The sequence below is a fragment of the Candidatus Regiella endosymbiont of Tuberolachnus salignus genome, assembly GCF_964020115.1.
In the GTDB taxonomy this organism is placed as follows: domain Bacteria; phylum Pseudomonadota; class Gammaproteobacteria; order Enterobacterales; family Enterobacteriaceae; genus Regiella; species Regiella insecticola.
Map to the genome: position 1 here is coordinate 2071962 of NZ_OZ026542.1, position 16869 is coordinate 2088830.

Annotated in this window: 9 protein-coding genes; 7 read left to right on the forward strand and 2 right to left on the reverse strand. The window is 45.9% G+C overall.

Annotation, left to right across the window (positions count from 1 at the left end; translation table 11 throughout):
* Positions 1–128 precede the first annotated feature (128 nt).
* Positions 129–10289 carry a C80 family cysteine peptidase gene (locus AACL30_RS10325; RefSeq protein ID WP_339056584.1) on the forward strand — a complete coding sequence of 3387 codons (10161 nt, stop codon included), beginning with the start codon at positions 129–131 and terminating at the stop codon, positions 10287–10289.
* Positions 10290–10385: 96 nt separating this feature from the next.
* Here AACL30_RS10325 and AACL30_RS10330 read toward each other — a convergent pair whose 3' ends face one another.
* Complete coding sequence (locus AACL30_RS10330) at positions 10386–11300, reverse strand: lipase family protein (protein ID WP_339056585.1); 915 nt, start codon at positions 11298–11300, stop codon at positions 10386–10388.
* A 130-nt stretch (positions 11301–11430) separates the two neighbouring features.
* Here AACL30_RS10330 and AACL30_RS10335 point away from each other — a divergent pair, with 130 nt between their 5' ends.
* Complete coding sequence (locus AACL30_RS10335) at positions 11431–11589, forward strand: hypothetical protein (protein WP_176603483.1); 159 nt, start codon at positions 11431–11433, stop codon at positions 11587–11589.
* On the opposite strand, the gene AACL30_RS10340 is transcribed toward AACL30_RS10335, so the two are convergent.
* Positions 11579–12214: a glycoside hydrolase family 25 protein gene (locus tag AACL30_RS10340; RefSeq protein ID WP_339056586.1), complete on the reverse strand. Its 636-nt coding sequence runs from the start codon at positions 12212–12214 to the stop codon at positions 11579–11581. The genes AACL30_RS10335 and AACL30_RS10340 overlap by 11 nt on opposite strands.
* A 270-nt stretch (positions 12215–12484) precedes the next feature.
* On the opposite strand from AACL30_RS10340, the gene AACL30_RS10345 reads away from it, so the two are divergent.
* The 5 genes from AACL30_RS10345 to istB all read left to right on the forward strand — a co-directional run bounded on the left by AACL30_RS10345 (position 12485) and on the right by istB (position 16846).
* Positions 12485–12619, forward strand: coding sequence for a hypothetical protein (locus AACL30_RS10345; RefSeq protein WP_339056587.1), 135 nt, complete (start codon positions 12485–12487; stop codon positions 12617–12619).
* A gap of 309 nt (positions 12620–12928) precedes the next feature.
* A complete protein-coding gene (locus tag AACL30_RS10350; RefSeq protein ID WP_339056588.1) occupies positions 12929–13081 on the forward strand; it encodes a Hok/Gef family protein in 153 nt (50 codons plus the stop codon).
* 251 nt (positions 13082–13332) lie between these two features.
* Complete coding sequence (locus AACL30_RS10355; protein WP_339056589.1) at positions 13333–14811, forward strand: TcdA/TcdB catalytic glycosyltransferase domain-containing protein; 1479 nt, start codon at positions 13333–13335, stop codon at positions 14809–14811.
* A 62-nt stretch (positions 14812–14873) separates the two neighbouring features.
* Complete coding sequence (gene istA / locus AACL30_RS10360; RefSeq protein ID WP_339056344.1) at positions 14874–16052, forward strand: IS21 family transposase; 1179 nt, start codon at positions 14874–14876, stop codon at positions 16050–16052.
* A complete protein-coding gene (gene istB / locus AACL30_RS10365) occupies positions 16049–16846 on the forward strand; it encodes an IS21-like element helper ATPase IstB (RefSeq protein ID WP_339058365.1) in 798 nt (265 codons plus the stop codon). The genes istA and istB overlap by 4 nt, the downstream gene beginning before the upstream one ends.
* Positions 16847–16869 lie beyond the last annotated feature (23 nt).

The following is a 16869-nucleotide window of genomic DNA, read 5'->3' on the forward strand; positions in this document are numbered from 1 at the left end:
TGAATGCGGAAAGCGTGCGGAAGTTTATACCTACACGTAACTTGAAAGGCAAAGGGTATAGCCGAATCAGTTTAATGTGATTCAAGGTGAAAGGTATTTCGCAAAGGGAATGCATTTATAAATAGATCATGGTACAAGATTCGTTAGTTCCTTCAGCAAAAAGAATAAAACTAGATGCAAATAAAACAGGTTCAGCTGTGGCGGCCATCGCAGGTTCGAGTCAGATAACAAACCCCGCTGAACAAAATATCATTACTACTTTGACGGGTATTTTACAACAACCTATCATTACTACTTTAATGAGTATTTTACAGCAACCCCACTCACTCGGCTCGGTCACTGAAATCATCACTGCGCTGCTACCTGATATCCCAGAAGTTAACCTATTTATGTTGTTATCGACACCGTCGCTTCAGCAGGATCAGCCTGTATTGGGTTCTGATGCCATTCCTATTCCATGGCAACCCAATCTGAGGATCTCTTTAGAGAATGAAATTAAAATACGCACCAAGCTTGGCGAGGTGATTAGGTTCATTCTGTTACCAAGATTAAGCGAAGCTTTTCTCTTAGCGATGGCACAACAGCTTAACCAGTATGGTACTGATGATACCTCGATAAGATATCAGGCTCCTAAGATCATAAGAAGCGCCTTCAGCAGATTACTGAATTCGCCGCTTATCCCTCTATTGATAGAACGCGAAGGCACAAGTTGGAAAGCAAATCGCTATTTTAGTAAAGAAGACGTGGGCAGCATGGTTAAAATTCCAACGATGGAGGGCGAACCTGTCTTTGCTCAGGTCGGTTTTGATGATACCGATCAAAAATTTACATTAGAAATATTTGGCCTTCCCGCTACCGACACCCTTCATTTACAACACATCCGTGCCCCTTTTGGCAGTGAGGTTCAGTATGACGTCATGATTAAAAGAAGTGAAAAAAAGGCGTCAGTAGAAAAAGTCGGTGACACCTTTACTCTCAGCGACGGCACTGTTACAGAAGTGATCTTCATTGGCGAAGGAGATGAGCCACAGGTAAAACTGAGGGTTGCTGCTTCCCGAGCCGATGTCAATGAAGCGGTACTCCAACACAATATCCCGGTGTTACGGCATGGAGAAGAAAAATACGGCCGCATCTCCTATCTGTTCCCTGACCAATCAAAATTATCCTTTAAGCATCATAGGCTTCCTGTCCATACCGAGAGATCGTTAAAAACAGAGATCTCACGGCATTTAACGCTGATGGATACAGTGATTGATACCTTGCAGCCGAAAATCATCGCCAAAATTGGCGACTATCTCCAGTACATTAATTTTTCCCATTTAGCGATGATATTACCACTCGATGATCCACGGCGAGCGGCGTTGCAAAAAATACCGCTATCGGAAAGAACAGAAAAAATCTGTCGTATTTTACTTCCCAGGATCAGCGATGAATTAGTGAAAAAAACAGTATCGGATGTTCTCCGCAAGGGAAAATATGTCTTTAGAAACTTCGATCAATTTATAGCGGTACAAGTGAGGGCAGCGATGAATAGCTTACTCACAGCCGCCCTAACACAGCCGCCGATACCGCTTACTATAGAATGCAAAGGCAATGATTTGATAATGAACAGAGCACTTAGCCTGGCAGATATCGATACCATGGTAAAGATTCCGCTATTGGAAGGGCTTACGGCATTTGCTCGCATACATTTTAATGCGCCGAGTACAACCGGCGTCGGTCTGTCCGCTCAATCTCAAGGGGGATATTTTCATTTAGAGCTGTCTGGCATCATCAGCCAGTTGTATTTTTTTCAGGTTAAATCGCCCTTAGAAAACTATCCAATTCGGCGTAGAAGCGTGCACACAGAAGGGGAAAGAAAAATAGCGCGGGCAATGGAAAAAAAAACCATATCCCGTCACGACGATAAATGGAAACTGTTAAATGGCACAGTAGCAACAGTCGTCGCGATTAGCGACGGAGACAACCCATTCATCAGGTTGCAAATACCGAAAACCACATCCAGAAGCACCTCCGGAACCACATCCAGAGCCCTTTTAGAACAGCAAAGGGCACTACAAGATAATATTCCCACTCTTATCAATGGTAAATGGTGCTATGGGCGGGTGATTTACACCTTTGCGGACGGCTCGCCAAACCGTGAATGGTTAACACCACCGCAAGATACCGGCTATATAACCGACCAGTTACAACAGGAATTGGACGTTGTGATAGCCGATTATCGTGCACAGCTTAAGTCTGCTGTCATGTCAAAAATAAACCAACCGACGATTAACGATCTGACATCAGCGCTTAACATGATCCGCGGCTTATTGCCGTCTAATGCAACAGCTTCAGCGTTAGCAGAGTTAGCCCCTGTAGTGGAAATATTATCCTCACCAGAGCAAAAACAGAGCCTACAATTTTGGCTAACCAGGGTGCTGAGTCGGATCATTTTACCCAGGTTAAATGATCAGGTCATAGAGCGCACACTAAACGAGTATCTCTTTGACGCCAGTAACACCATGATATACGGCGATCTACACCAGGCCATTATTACAAAATTATTGACTTATGCCTTGAATGAACCTCTGCCGCCTTTGCAGCCAAAACCCGTACCAGGTGATGCTCATTGGGCGATGAATCGGCCTCTGGCAACAGAGGACATTGGTCGGATGTTTACCTTATTGAAAGCGGACGGAAGCACAGTATCTTTTCATATAGCCGATGAAAACGGCATAATCCAAATAAAGCCGGGTCAACCTACCGTCACAGGGTCAGGGCATCCTGCGCTCCCCTCTCCAGTGCTAAATGGTGCCTTGAGCGAAAGGATCAGCCAAATGTTACCCTTGGATGAACTGTTACAGCCGGCTTATCATTTGGAGCTGAAAAAGGCTTTACGAGCAAAAATTGATTCTCTTTTTCTTCCATCGTTCAGTGCCGCGGCGGCAGTAAGGAAACTCACCGGCCTGCTACCCTTCTATTCAAACGCGCTATCGTTAGAAACCTTCATGTATTCACAGACGTTTTCCGAAGGAAAGTCAGAGCAACTGATAGCTGAAATTGATAGGGTTATTCGTGAGGTTATTTTACCCAGATTAACCACAAATACAGAAAGGGCATTGGATACGATTGTAGAGCAGAAAATTTTTGATAATAGCCAATATAGAGAGGGCAAGTTAAAAGAACTCATTGATCAACAAGCCAGCGAGATACTTAAAAACGCTTTCATACCCTTACTCAAGGCAGATATTGAACCGCTCAGTGTGGTACGTATCGATACCCATAGTGGCGCTGTTTGGCGTTTAAATCGGCGTCTGATGGCGCAAGATATCGGCAAAAAAGTGGCGGTGCAGACTGCGACCGGCAAAACGCTTCTCGCACAGCTCGTCTATCAAAATGATTTGTCGCCGACGGCGGGCAGAAACGATTTTGTATTGAAAATATCAGGTGTTGATAATCTAGATTTGGAGTTTCCTGATTATGCCCAACATGCCCATACGCCGCTAAATCCTGCTACTCCTGAAGATGTCGCGCTTCAACAATTTCGCGCGACCCGGATAATCTACCCCTTTAAACATCTCCCCTCATTGACAGAGGTTATTAACAGTGCTGCACATTTTCCTCAATTATTACTCACCGCCAGTGCGGTGAAAAAAGCAAGGGATGTGCGTGTTTCTTCAGTAGTGCATGGAGAGAAATTTAATTTAATACAGGAAAATGGCGATGTTATCGCAGCTAAAATGACGCAGATTGAAAGAGGAGAAAACCCATTTGTGCATTTGCAGTTACAAATCCCCTTTCCTCAGGAAGGGCAAAGCCTGTTTCTGCAAGACAATATTCTTATTAGGGGTCGTAAAGGAGTCAGCATCTATGGTAAAGCCATTTACCATTTTGCCGATGGTAGCACCTGGTCATCATGGCAGCAGCCTCTTGCTAGCGGTGGATCTCAATTTTCTCATAGTGTCTCCGAACAAATTCAAACCCAGCTGACCCCTCTGTTTAACCAAATCATGATGCCTGCATTTTTAGATGAAAGCGGCAGCCTTAGTGCCCCTGACTCGCTGCAACGCGATGAGGTCGATCGCTGGGCGATCCCTGTGGTGCAGCAAGAAAATACAGATGTCAACGGTGAGGGGAGGCAAAAAAATCGCGTTATCATCCAATTGGAAAATGACGCTGCCAGCCTGATCGCGGCCGGTGATCTGGCCAGTAAATATCCTAAACACACAGTAATTTTTCAGCGGGATGTGCAAGGAAAACTGCGTTTAGTCTACGGTGACCCACAGCACTTACCGGGTGAGCTGGATCTGTTTTTTGTCGGGCATGGGCGCGGCGGTAAAGATAATGCGCACAATAACACTACACTGGCAGGATACCCTGCGGCGGAATTAGCCGAAGTAGCAAAACAGCTCTGTAGCACACTGGCAACACAATATGCTGTCGATAAAGCGGTCAATAAACTGATCCTGATCAGCTGTGCATTGGTCAATGATAATCATGAAAGCGGCTTTTTGTTTGACTTGGCACCTGAATTATCTAAACGCGGCATAGTCCCCGCTGAAATCGTCGGTTACTCAGATGAAATCAAAATCAGCACAGCAGAAGCGGAGCGAGGGATCGGGCACCGACACTTGGTATCAGGTGGCAAGGCAGAGCTGAGTGCACGTCATGCGAGAGTCAGTTTGAGCTTTGATCACAGACAGCATCGCTATGTGCCTACAGTGCAAATGCCGTTAACCGTTACCGATATCAGGGTGCTCAACCAAATGGGCGCAGAGCAGCCCTTGTCACCTGAGCACCTTAATGATTGGCAGCTGTTTAGCAAATTAAAATTTATTTCATCTACTTGGCTACGTTTTTTTACTCATCTTTCACCCGATACCGAAGTGGCAAAAACCGTACTGGGTTTGTTAAAACGCTTACGCAAACGTATTGAAAGCGGCGTTCATCATGCGCTATTGCCCCTCAGCCAGGGCTCGCGTTTGTCTGTTGAAGCACAGCGTTTACTGAAGATCATCGACCGTCACCTGCAACTCAGTAGTGCTCAACAAGCTACCACTGATACTCAATTGATGTCGACACTCCATCATCAAGCGCGCCTTGGCTGGATGCGTTTCAATATTGGTATTCATCGTTTGTCCTACGCATCACAAATTTTTGGCTACATCGATGGCCTTATGGGGCTATCAATGCTGCATGAAAGCTTAGCCAGTGATGCACTAACGCCAGCAGAGCGGCGCGATCTGGAATATCAGCGAGATTGGGCTTGGGCAAGTTTTGGCTACAATGGTCTGGCCGATCCGCTACAAACTTTCCTCAGTCATGTTGCAGGATCCTTTGCCCAGCAGCAGGCAAAAGGGGGAACGATAAATGGCTTGAAACTCGGACTAATCAAATGGGGAGGGGCTGCCTTAAGCGCCTGTGGCTTGGTGTTTGATGTTCATACCGCAATAGAGGCATTCACCAAGGCGAGCAACGAGAAGGATCCCGCACGCAGACGAGAGCTTTATATTGAAGGCGGATTAGCCGTGGCGGGCGCAGTGGTTAATCTGACGGTCACCGCTGCTTTTTTATTCGGTGGTGCGGCCATCGCGGCGGCGGCGGGACCCGCGGGTATCGTGCTCGGTGCCGCGCTGCTGGCGGTAGGGAAAATTCATTCTGCCGTCAATGCCATTCAACGCTTAGAAGAGAAGATCACACTGAGTACGGGAGAAAAATGGGTCAATGGGTGGCGCAATTTTTGGTGGCAAGAATTTACCGCTGATGTACAAAGGCGTTATGCCGAGGCGGTACAACGTCCAACAGACCGATTCAATTTTGACGGATGGTTACAGCAACGGGCTTACTATGCTCTGCTCGACGATCCCGAAAGCGCTTTCTATTTTTACAGCCGAGGTCGTTTTGATTATAGCCAGCATCATTATTTTAAATTGAAAATGGTGCCGATAAGCACCATGAATGTGCCTGGCATGCTTCCTATCGATCTTTTCAATACCATAAAAATAGGCACACAAGAAGAGATGGCGCGGGCTAAAGTCAATTTTGAGCGTCAATATGACACAGCTTTGATATCGTTTGAGGTTGAAAAAAGCGATAAATACTATTTCCAACCGATGGCACTGCAAGACGTCGATGATACTTTTAATGCTGTGCGCTGGGAGCGTGATTATCAACATCAGCTCGATGACATTCACTATCAAGCGGAAGAATACGCACAAACTTATCATCATGTGGCCTATGCCAAGGCGCTGAAACCGCAAGACATTGAAGCTGAAATTGAGACCGAGCTGTATGCTAAGGTGTATGCCAGTTTAGCATTTGAGTCTGAATCAATGGCAGCAGCCACTAGCCGCCTTTACAACCAGCATTACGCTGCGGAGACCGAGAGATTGGTAAATCTTTGGTACCAAGCACAGGTTGAAGAATGCCTCTCACATCAGGATCACTGTGACAATCCAACACATGGTGATGAGGAGCGGGCGCGAATAACCGCCTATTATCAGGCAGAAAACCGCGCTAAAGCCCATCGTGACGCCGTTAATGGCTATAGAAAACGGCCAGAAAGCGCGCAGATCAAAGCCACTTACCGCACTGTCCGCGCTGAGCACTACGCTAATCTGCTTAAAAAATCACGTGAAAAAATTCGCCAACAGGTGCATGACACACTTTATCGACAAAAATACCGTGCGCTGTCAGAGACGCTTTTACGTCAATATCAACCCCCTGGCTTACACAGCGTCAGCATGGTGGCGTTGTCGCCTACTTCCCGCCGCGTGAATGCCGCGGTGGTATGGGATCTGCGAGGAGGAAAAGACGAGCTACAGGGCTATAAAAATCGCCCTAATCACTTTAAGACCCAGCCGAATGGACGCTATATCGGTGGCCAACAGGCTGATCGCTTTTATTTAAGTGCTCACACTCAAGAGGGGGCTATCAATACCTTTAATGGTGGCGAAGCTACGCCAGCGGATGATGGCGATATAGTCATTCTTGCCGGAAAACCAGTCAATGGTTGGGGTTATCAGATTGATTTGATAGAAGGAACCATCAATTCACTGGCAAATGAAGTCAGCGGCCGTATCGAAGGGGAAAAAATTCGCCTCGATCCGGGTCGTCAACAGCGGGTCGCTCGGTTGCATAACATTGAAAATGCCATCGGACACTTTCAATCCAACGATTATTTCACCGGCAATAATCAGGCTAACTACCTAAGTGGACAAGGGGGCGGGCGCGATATCCTGCTTGGTCTTGCCGGCAATGATATTTTGGCATTGGCCAATGGCAGAGCAGAAGGCGGCATAGACATAGACACCTATATTATTCAGCAGCATTTACAGGCTATTGATGCCACCGTTTATGTACGTGATGACGCTTCATCTGATAAAAATGCGCAGGCAAAGCAAGAATACAGCGTGGTAAAACTGGAATTCGCTATTAATGACATCGAGTCGATCCTGTTAGTTGAGCAGGAGCAGGGGCGCTATCAAATACAATGGCTATTGACCAATAAAAACGGCAGCCACACCACCTTATTGTTACAGGATGCGTATCAACTTTCCGCTGATGGCCTGCAACTTGAATTGTTAACTAACTATAATTTACGTACTTCTGACGGCTTTGTGCTCTATGATCCACAGGGGGAGCCGGGTCGAGGCTGGCCAAAAGTGATCAAACGCTCGGTGGATGGAAGCTGGCGATTGCCAGTGATTGCCGTGGAATACGTGGCGCAATTGGATGAAAGCCAGCGGGATTTCTTCCACCAGCCATTAGAGGCGGGGCAGCAGGTGCAACTAAAACAGCTTAACGGCCGTGGCATCGTCACCGTTAATGGCACAGAAAGAATACTCCCTCCTTTTCTACAATTGCGTCTGCAAGATACCGAACACAATGACGATATAACCGGTGATCAACATAACAATGTTCTCAACAGTTTATACGGTGACGACAAACTAACAGGAGGGGTAGGGACAGATATCTATAATATTGTCCATCATGCAAAACACCGCCGTGTGGTGACAATTGATAACGATGATGCCCGTTACCAACCCAGATCGACACAATATGTGATTGATCAGGCTGAGCTTCCGCCCGATATCATTGTTTTGCATTCGGTTTCTATCGATCAATTAAACCAGTTGCGTCGAGAGGGGGATGATTTGGTTTTGTGTGCCAACACTCTTGATCAACGGCTCGGTATTCTTGAAATCAAGATCAAACGCTTCTTTACCGCTAGCCGTTATCGACATTTGGTGGTGGTTGACCGCTATGGCAATGACTATGCCTTGGATATCGACGAACAGGGGCAGGCCTATCTTGGGCAAAAAAAATCAGCGATCCAAGCGACACAGGGCAAGGATACCCTCGAGTTATCGGGGGCGGTGATGCTGCCCAATAACACCTTCGACGCGCTAGGGGGCAACGACATCATTACTGACAAAAGTCGGAGTGATCGCACAATCCATGGCGGGGTGGGAGATGATGAAATCCGCGTCGTTCCCTATACAAATGGCAATCCGATGCTGGATCCCAAACAAAATCCACAGGCGCCTGCGCTGCCTGAAGGTAAAAAAACCTTTTATGGCGGTGAGGGCAATGACAAGCTCTATGGCGGCAGTGATAACGATAGGCTGGATGGCGGTGAGGGCGACGATATATTGCAGGGTCATAAAGGCAACGACCATTTAGCGGGCGGCACAGGAAACGATCTTTACCTGTATCAGTACGGTGATGGTGATGATGAGATCGAAGACATAAAAGGTGTTGATACATTGATGTTACTTGCTGGGATCACGCGCCAGCAGGTTAGATTGCTCCGAGTATACGACGATTTACAGATCGTTATTGCGCCGAAGGCAGGCGATAAAAATAATGCAATAAACATCATTAGGGTGAAAAATCACTTCCTTTCCGCCGATCATCAGCTAGAAATCATCCGGCTAGAGCAGCAAAATTATCGCCTCAATGATCTGTTAGCGACGACTGCACGCACCGTCGGAGACGAAACCAATAACAACATCAGGGGCGATGAGCAAGACAATTGGCAAGAAGGCGGAGCAGGAGACGACCATTTATATGGGCTAAGCGGTAACGACAGTCTGTTTGGTGAAGCAGGTAATGACCATCTGTATGGGGGAGAAGGAAACGATCGCCTGTTCGGCGGTATGGGTAACGACAGGTTGGAAGGGGAGGCAGGAGACGATCTGCTTGACGGCGGCATTGGACATGATCGCCTGTATGGCGGCGCTGGCAACGATATCTTATTTGGCGGCAATGGTGACGATATACTTGATGGCGGTACAGACAATGACAGGCTGTTTGGTGGTATCGGTAATGATACTTACCTCTATCGTTTAGGGGATGGCGAGGATGAAATAACCGACTGCGAGGGGAGAAACCAGTTACGTTTAGAGGGGATCACCCTGGCTGATCTTTGGTTATATAAAAAAGCGGAGCATCTTAATATCGTTATTGCGGCGCGAGAGGGAAGGCAATCCGGTCTGATAACATTAAACAACTACTTCAACTCACAGGGAACTTTGCTGGCAACAGTGGAAGTGGCGGGAGCCTGTTACAATATTGCAACGCTGATGCAGGCAATCGCTGACCATCATTACAATACCGCGCTACACAATACCGCGCTACACACAAGATCACCGTCTTCCGTTATTGGCACCCCACTGCTGAGCCAAACAGGAAACCACTACATTGCTGGTGGCTTGAATAAAAATAAAGTTATCGATACGGGAAAAAGCCATAATTGGTTACGCGGCGGCGCGCTGCAAGACGAACTCATTGGGGGGGAAGGCAATAATTGGCTCGATGCAGGGGAAGGAAACGATTATCTTTTGGGAGGCAAGGGAGATGATTGGCTGCTGGGTGGGCAAGGAGATGACACCTATACTTTTCGGCTGGGTGATGGCCACGATGTTATCGAGGACAGCCACGGCGCTAATACAGTGAAGCTTCTCGCCGATATTAGCGCACAAGACTTACAGTTTACTCAGGAAGGAAATGATCTGCTGATACAACTGCCCGATGGCGAAAACAGTATTAGGGTAAAAAACCATTTCCTATCTTCATCTCATGGCATCCAGCTGATCAAAATAGGAGAAACGCGACTGAGCCGCGAGGATATAACAGAACGCACCAAACCCATTTTTAATGAAAATAACGGTTATCAACGGCTGATCCAAGCGATGGGCGCATTATCCGTTGGCGATCCAATGGAAACCTCATTTATGCCAACCTTATGGACGCCTTCGCTGAGCCATAATCGCTTATCGCCGTCTGTAGCCAGCGTGCGATAAATTATAGTACATGTGATCAGCTTGGCTGAATTTCGTTTGGATATCTCTCTGTAATAAATGATGGTAAAAAGAGAACAAGAAGGAAAGTTAATGGCTCTATTGAATATTAGAACCACAAATACAAGTGTTGTTATCTCCGGTACGCGCCAAAAGAAGATGCCAATTTTCAATACAGTTATAGTCCAGCATCGCGCAATAGCACAAAATATGGTGGTTACAGGCAATATCGGCGGCAATAACGGCTTGAGCCATTTGGGGTGTTAGCTCGACAACCTGAGTGAGAGAACAATAGTCGAATAAGGAAGGGGGCAGATGCGGCACGATATCGCGTGCATAATTGTAGACTAAGTAACAGTCAGCCATTAGCCCTTCAAAACGATCAGCAAAGCCTTTGTCACCTGGACGCGGTGAGGCAAACAAACACATGCTCAATGTTGCCGCCTGAGGCTGATCACTATAATAGCGATCAGCGAGATCAAAGGCTAAATAGGTACCCAAGGCAGCACCCAAGCTATGGCCAGTAATGACCAAATGGTGCTTATCCACCGCATCATAAATCCCGGAGGCAGCACTGGGCGCATTGTCTGGAATATTTGAGAGTAACCCGTTTCCGTCTTGACGCAGGGGAAGATACCTCATGCTTTGGTACAGGCGAAAAAACCCTTCTTCGACTTTCCCCGCCTCTAGAGCAGGATGGGAAATCAAACAACATTTGAGGCTATCGATCCACTCTTGTATATTTGCCGTACCACGTAGCACAACGGCATACTCGCTCGTTTCCACCTGTTGTGCTAATACGCCATAAAAGCGCCAACTGTTAGCATCACTTAAACCAAAAGCATCATTGGCTACCAGACAACCTTGGATCTGCCAGCTCGCTGCGAGGCGGCTGCCAGGCAACGGTTGGCGGCACATAATATGAGGATCGCCTGCTTGGTAAGCATTCATCACATCAGCGATCAACAGACCCCACTCAGCGGCTTGGGTAGGGGTGAAAAGGGACGCTTTCATCTTATTCCTCAACTGAGAGACTATTCAAAATCTTCTTGAGCGACGCTCAGACGAGGAAAAAACGGGCGAAAAAGCGCAGTTTACATAGAGTAATGCGCATTTTGAGCTCGTTTTTAACGAAGTATACCCAATGAATTTCGAGTTACGGCAAGGCGGCAAGGGCGACCGACCGATGAGCGTAGACATACTACGTGATTCGGCGAGCACCCGCAGACAACAAAGCCGTAACTTGAAAGGCGAAGGGTATATCAGCGAGTACAAGAGATTTCGAACAAGCTCTAAGATTTAATCCAATCGAGATCCACGCTACCAACTATCCCTTCAACCTTTCCTTTACTACTATGCTGCCACCAACACCAACTTTTATCTTTCCAGGTATCCGGAACCTTCGGTTCAGTCGCACTCCAATGAGCAATCCAAAGAGGACAGCCACTGAAATCATATTTTTTCCACGCCACTTTTTCAGTCCAAACGCTGGGAGAAGTATAAATGTAAGGAAAACGACCATTAAGCAGCGAGTCTTTCAGCAAATTGACCAATTCATATAAATTATCCGCCATTTGATCGGGTGTCGCGCCTTCATTTCCCCCTGCTTCTACATCTATTGCCAGCCTATCTTGGGTAAGGTCAAATCCACTGTCATTCAATCTGGCGTGGATGTTGTCCCGTTGCTGTTGTGCCGAGCTGCTTAAAGCCCGGAAATAATGATACCCCCCGGCGGCGATACCCTGGCTTTTCATCCCTTTAAAATTCGTTACAAAGCGCTCATCTGTATAGGTTGCGCCTTCGCTCATTTTAGCCATGCCATAACAAATACCGCTGGCCGCTACCCGCGACCAATCGATATTTCCTTGAAAGTGTGAAACATCAATCCCTTTTTTAAATTCATTTATTGGGTTAATCGTTTGTTCCATGATGATCCTCTTTTGTCTGACCGACAATTTTAATTTATAGCACTCCGCCTACTTTTCCATTGATGAGCTTAGTAGATACGAACTATTTTGCCATTTACTCCCTTCGCCTTTGAAGCTGCCGTGTTGTTGGCTGCGAGTGTACAAAAATGCCCGATCCTTAAGTCGATTCGCTGTTTCATACGCCCCTGATTGACCTTGTATTTTGCATACAGTTGGCGTAGACTGCGCCACAATTTGGTTTGTTGTAACTTCATCCAGCGTATATATCCAATGAATTTCGAGTTACGGCAAGGCGGCCAAGGTGTGAGGCCGATGAGCGTAGACAGACTACGTGATTCGGCGAGCACCCGCAGACAACAAAGCCGTAACTTGAAAGGCGAAGGGTATAGACCTCTCACTTCGTAATAAATCCTATATTTACCTTCTGCAACCTCAATTAATGCGATAGAACCCTACCAGAGCCTATTCGTCTGACTTAATCTATTGGGGCACCTCGCCTAATAGGGTGGAAGTTGTCACTGGGAAGGAGAAGATGGTACTGAAAAAGAATTCTGTTAAGATGAGTTTGGGTGCTTGAGGCTTTCTGTCTCGAGCAGTCGTGACGGACAGAAAGACAAAAACCCCGAGTTATTTTTTTAATTAACCCGAGGTTCCGTTATGACTACACACCATTATGGTAGCCTCTTAACTGCAGAAATGCAATCGGAGGTCAGAATGCCGCGAAAATTCGCGTTATCCGGTTTAATTGTGATTTGTATCACAATCTTACTTTTCACCTTGCTGATGCGCGATTCACTGTGTGAATTACGTATCAAACAAGGTAACACGGAGATAGCGGTGTTCCTGAACTACGAATTTAAGAGCTAACCGCGAGGCGGGGTTCACGCCCCGCCTTTTCGGTGAAAGACATACGACGCTTGAGCACCCAACCCTTTCTCTACTTACTTTTCAGCGTCTTTTTAAGCACCCAACCCTTCTTTTACTTTCTTCCTTGCTTACTATCCCCTCCGCCTTGAATCAAATTAAACTGATTCGGCTATATACCCTTCGCCTTTCAAGTTACGGCGGCGTTGGCTATTACAAACCAACATTTATGCTAATTAATAGGGAAATTGATTATGACATTTGAATTTGATGTAGAGCGCACACTTGACCAAACTGCTCAACGCGCATTCGTTATCAGCCTTCTAAGAAACATTCATACCAACAATGACTATTATCAACAGAATATATTTTATAAACAATTTATTAACCTCAAGAGCTGCTATGAAAATCTGACACCTGAGCAAACCACCGCAGAAGAGATGTTATTATTGCTACAGCTTCTTGATTCATTGAAAGAAAGTTCCGATATATTTATCGATGAAAAAAATAAAATAATAAAAAAAAATAAATTAATTGATGTGTTCGATTTACGGATTGAAGCAATTAAAGAAACCGTAGATAAAAAAATACACTTTATCTGCCTGATAAAAATAACGGAAATACAACAACAATACATCGATCTGTGGATAAAACATAATCCGGATTATGAAATAAATATCTGGGTTGATAATACAGCTACTTTAGCTTGGGAGCTGGCACTGCGTTTACAGAACGAGGCGAGTAAAGCAGCACTTACTGCGCTCACTATCGGCACAGGTGAGCTTTATTCCTTGTCTAAAGAAAACAGGATCATAGAGCAAAATCAGGCTTATGAAACCATTAAAACCGCTATGGAGACCGATTTTTTTAGTTTTGATCAAGCCATCTCAGAATTTCTACAAAATAAAAATTTAGCGACAAAAGATGAACTGAAACAAATCAAACTAAAAAATGAAAAAAGCATTGATGATGCCTTGAGTGAGCTACAAAGCCGCAATCCTACAGCCAAAATTTATCGATTAAACCTACGCAACTTATCGCAACTTTTACCTGATATCTCGCCTGAAACTGTCTTTGATCTTGTACCGGATACAGATAGCATACAAATACCGCCAGATAAAAAAGAAAGTGAATGGTATATTAAAGAGTTGGCGTTACGCGGCAACCTAGCCGCCGCCAGCGATATTTGTCGCCTGTTGATACTGCAAGAATATGGCGGTATTTGTTTGCATACCGACCTGTTACCCGCAATAAATACAACGTTATTTAGCGAATTTATCGACAGCACCGCGGAAGACCCAGAGGGCGCTGAAAGTCAACGGCGCATTGTCAATATTATTTTAGATCAGCAGAAACAAACGGGGAGGGTGCCGGTAGCCTCAGAGGTTGAAGGCGAGCAATTTGTTGAACCTCTTTTTGTCAATAAGATAAAAGATGTGCTGGCCAGAGCGCATGAACAAAATATTCCTCTCTTCAAATCGCTTAACGAATTAAAAGTGGATCCCTATTTCCAATGTCAATATGACACTGGCTATAACCGGGCTGTGGTCGCGAAAAAGGATAGTTTATGCATCAAAAAGATGTTAGACAATCTCAATAAAGGTCATTTACTCATTAAGCATAGCCTTTATAGCATTGACCGGTTAACCCTGATCGAATGGCAACCTGAATTCGCTCAAGCCGCACTCAAGCTGTCAGCGCTAATGATAAAAGACCGTAAATTGCTAATTTAATTTGTCCACTCAAGCCAGAATGCAGTTTCCTTTGTGGTGACAAAGCCATGAGGGAAATAAGCATGCTAAGAAGAGAGGACCACTACATGATAAAACAACGCCATCAACAGGGGGCATTTATTGTTGATATTGCCCATCAGATAGGGTGTTCAGAAAAAACGGTGAGACGGCACATTAGCTATCCTGCGCCGCCAACAGCAAAACGCGGTAAAAAACAGGTTGCTAAACTCGAGCCCTTTAAAGACTACATCGATTCAAGGTTGAGTGAACAGGTTTGGAATGCGGCGGTTATTTTTGAGGAAATCCGTGAAAAAGGCTACCGGGGTGGGAGTGCGATGCTCCGACGTTATATACATCCCAAACGTCCGCTCAGGGCCTCGAAAAACACGGTACGCTTTGAAACCCTCCCCGGTTATCAACTTCAACACGATTGGGGAGAAATCATCGTTGAGGTGGCAGGCTCTGCCTGTACGGTTAATTTTGCCGTTAATACGCTCGGTTTTTCGCGTCGCTTTCATGTCTTTGCTGCCCCTAAGCAAGATGCTGAGCACACGTATGAATCGCTGGTTCGCAGCTTCAATTACTTCGGTGGCAGCGTAAAAAATGTCTTGGTAGATAACCAAAAAGCCGCTGTTATCAAACATGGACAAAATGGCCACATCGAGTTCAATGCGGGCTTCCTGCAACTGGCTAATCACTATGGGTTTAGCCCTCGCGCCTGTAAGCCTTATCGACCGCAAACGAAAGGCAAAACCGAACGGATGGTGGGCTATGTTAAACACAATTTTTTCACTCGCTACCGTCAGTTTGAGAGTTTCGCTCATGTTAATCAACTGCTAGCGATGTGGCTGGCGAAAGTGGCAGACCAGCGTCATCTTCGTCAATTCAAGCAGACACCGGAAAATCGTTTTGCTGAGGAAAAAATAGCCTTGATGCCACTCCCTGCGACTGATTTCGATACCAGCTACTTCGACCTACGACAAGTGGCATGGGACAGCTATATCGATGTCAGAGGTAATCGCTATAGCGTGCCTTCATTCTGGTGTGGTCGTGCGGTTAATATTCGTATCGGTTTAGATAATACGCTACGTATTTACGGCGATGAGCAACTGCTCGCGACGCATCTCTTGCAGGAGGTAACGCAGGGCTGGCAAAAGGTGCCAGAACATCATCAAGCCCTTTGGCAACAGGTCAATCGAGTAGCGTCTCGTTCGCTCAGTGTGTATGAGGAGCTACTCTGATGGAAATGGAAAACTTGTTGATACGGTTAAAAATGGATTACCTGGGCGATGCGTTGGAGAGTTTATGTGAAGAAGCCACCAAGAAAGCACTGAACTACCGTGAATTTCTCCAGCAGGCATTAGCCCAGGAATGGAACGGGCGTCACCAAAAAGGCTTGGAATCGCGGTTAAAACAAGCACGTTTGCCGTGGATAAAAACCTTGGAGCAATTTGACTTTACTTTCCAACCAAGTATAGACAGGAAAATTATCCGCGAGCTGGCGGGGCTGAGGTTTGTCGAACATCATGAAAACGTCATTTTGTTAGGCCCACCTGGGGTAGGGAAAACGCATTTGGCGATAGCGCTGGCTGTCAAGGCAGCTACAGCTGGGCATCGGGTATTGTTTATGCCTCTGGATAGACTCTGCTGTACCTTAATGAAGGCAAAGCAAGAAAACCGTCTGGAACGCCAACTTCAGCAACTGTGCTATGCCAGGGTATTAATACTGGATGAAATCGGGTATTTACCGATGAATCGCGAAGAAGCTAGCCTATTTTTCAGGTTATTGAGCCGTCGTTATGAAAAGGCGAGCATCATTCTCACATCAAATAAAAGTTTTACTGATTGGGGGGACGTATTCGGTGATCACATTTTAGCAACTGCGATTTTAGACAGGCTTTTACATCATTCAACCACATTGAATATTAAAGGAGAAAGCTATCGACTCAAAAATAAACGCAAAGCAGGCATGTTGCCTATAAAAACGACTGATATTATCCAGGCGCCTGGAATAGAAACCCAACAGGAAAATTAGCAAAAACTGGACATTTTAAAGTA

Bases quoted from the DNA above. Each gene is read 5' to 3' on its own strand.
- AACL30_RS10325 (WP_339056584.1), top strand. From the start codon at position 129: ATGGTACAAGATTCGTTAGTTCCTTCAGCAAAAAGAATAAAACTAGAT.
- AACL30_RS10330 (WP_339056585.1), bottom strand. From the start codon at position 11,300: ATGAAAGCGTCCCTTTTCACCCCTACCCAAGCCGCTGAGTGGGGTCTG.
- AACL30_RS10335 (WP_176603483.1), top strand. From the start codon at position 11,431: ATGAATTTCGAGTTACGGCAAGGCGGCAAGGGCGACCGACCGATGAGC.
- AACL30_RS10340 (WP_339056586.1), bottom strand. From the start codon at position 12,214: ATGGAACAAACGATTAACCCAATAAATGAATTTAAAAAAGGGATTGAT.
- AACL30_RS10345 (WP_339056587.1), top strand. From the start codon at position 12,485: ATGAATTTCGAGTTACGGCAAGGCGGCCAAGGTGTGAGGCCGATGAGC.
- AACL30_RS10350 (WP_339056588.1), top strand. From the start codon at position 12,929: ATGCCGCGAAAATTCGCGTTATCCGGTTTAATTGTGATTTGTATCACA.
- AACL30_RS10355 (WP_339056589.1), top strand. From the start codon at position 13,333: ATGACATTTGAATTTGATGTAGAGCGCACACTTGACCAAACTGCTCAA.
- istA (WP_339056344.1), top strand. From the start codon at position 14,874: ATGCTAAGAAGAGAGGACCACTACATGATAAAACAACGCCATCAACAG.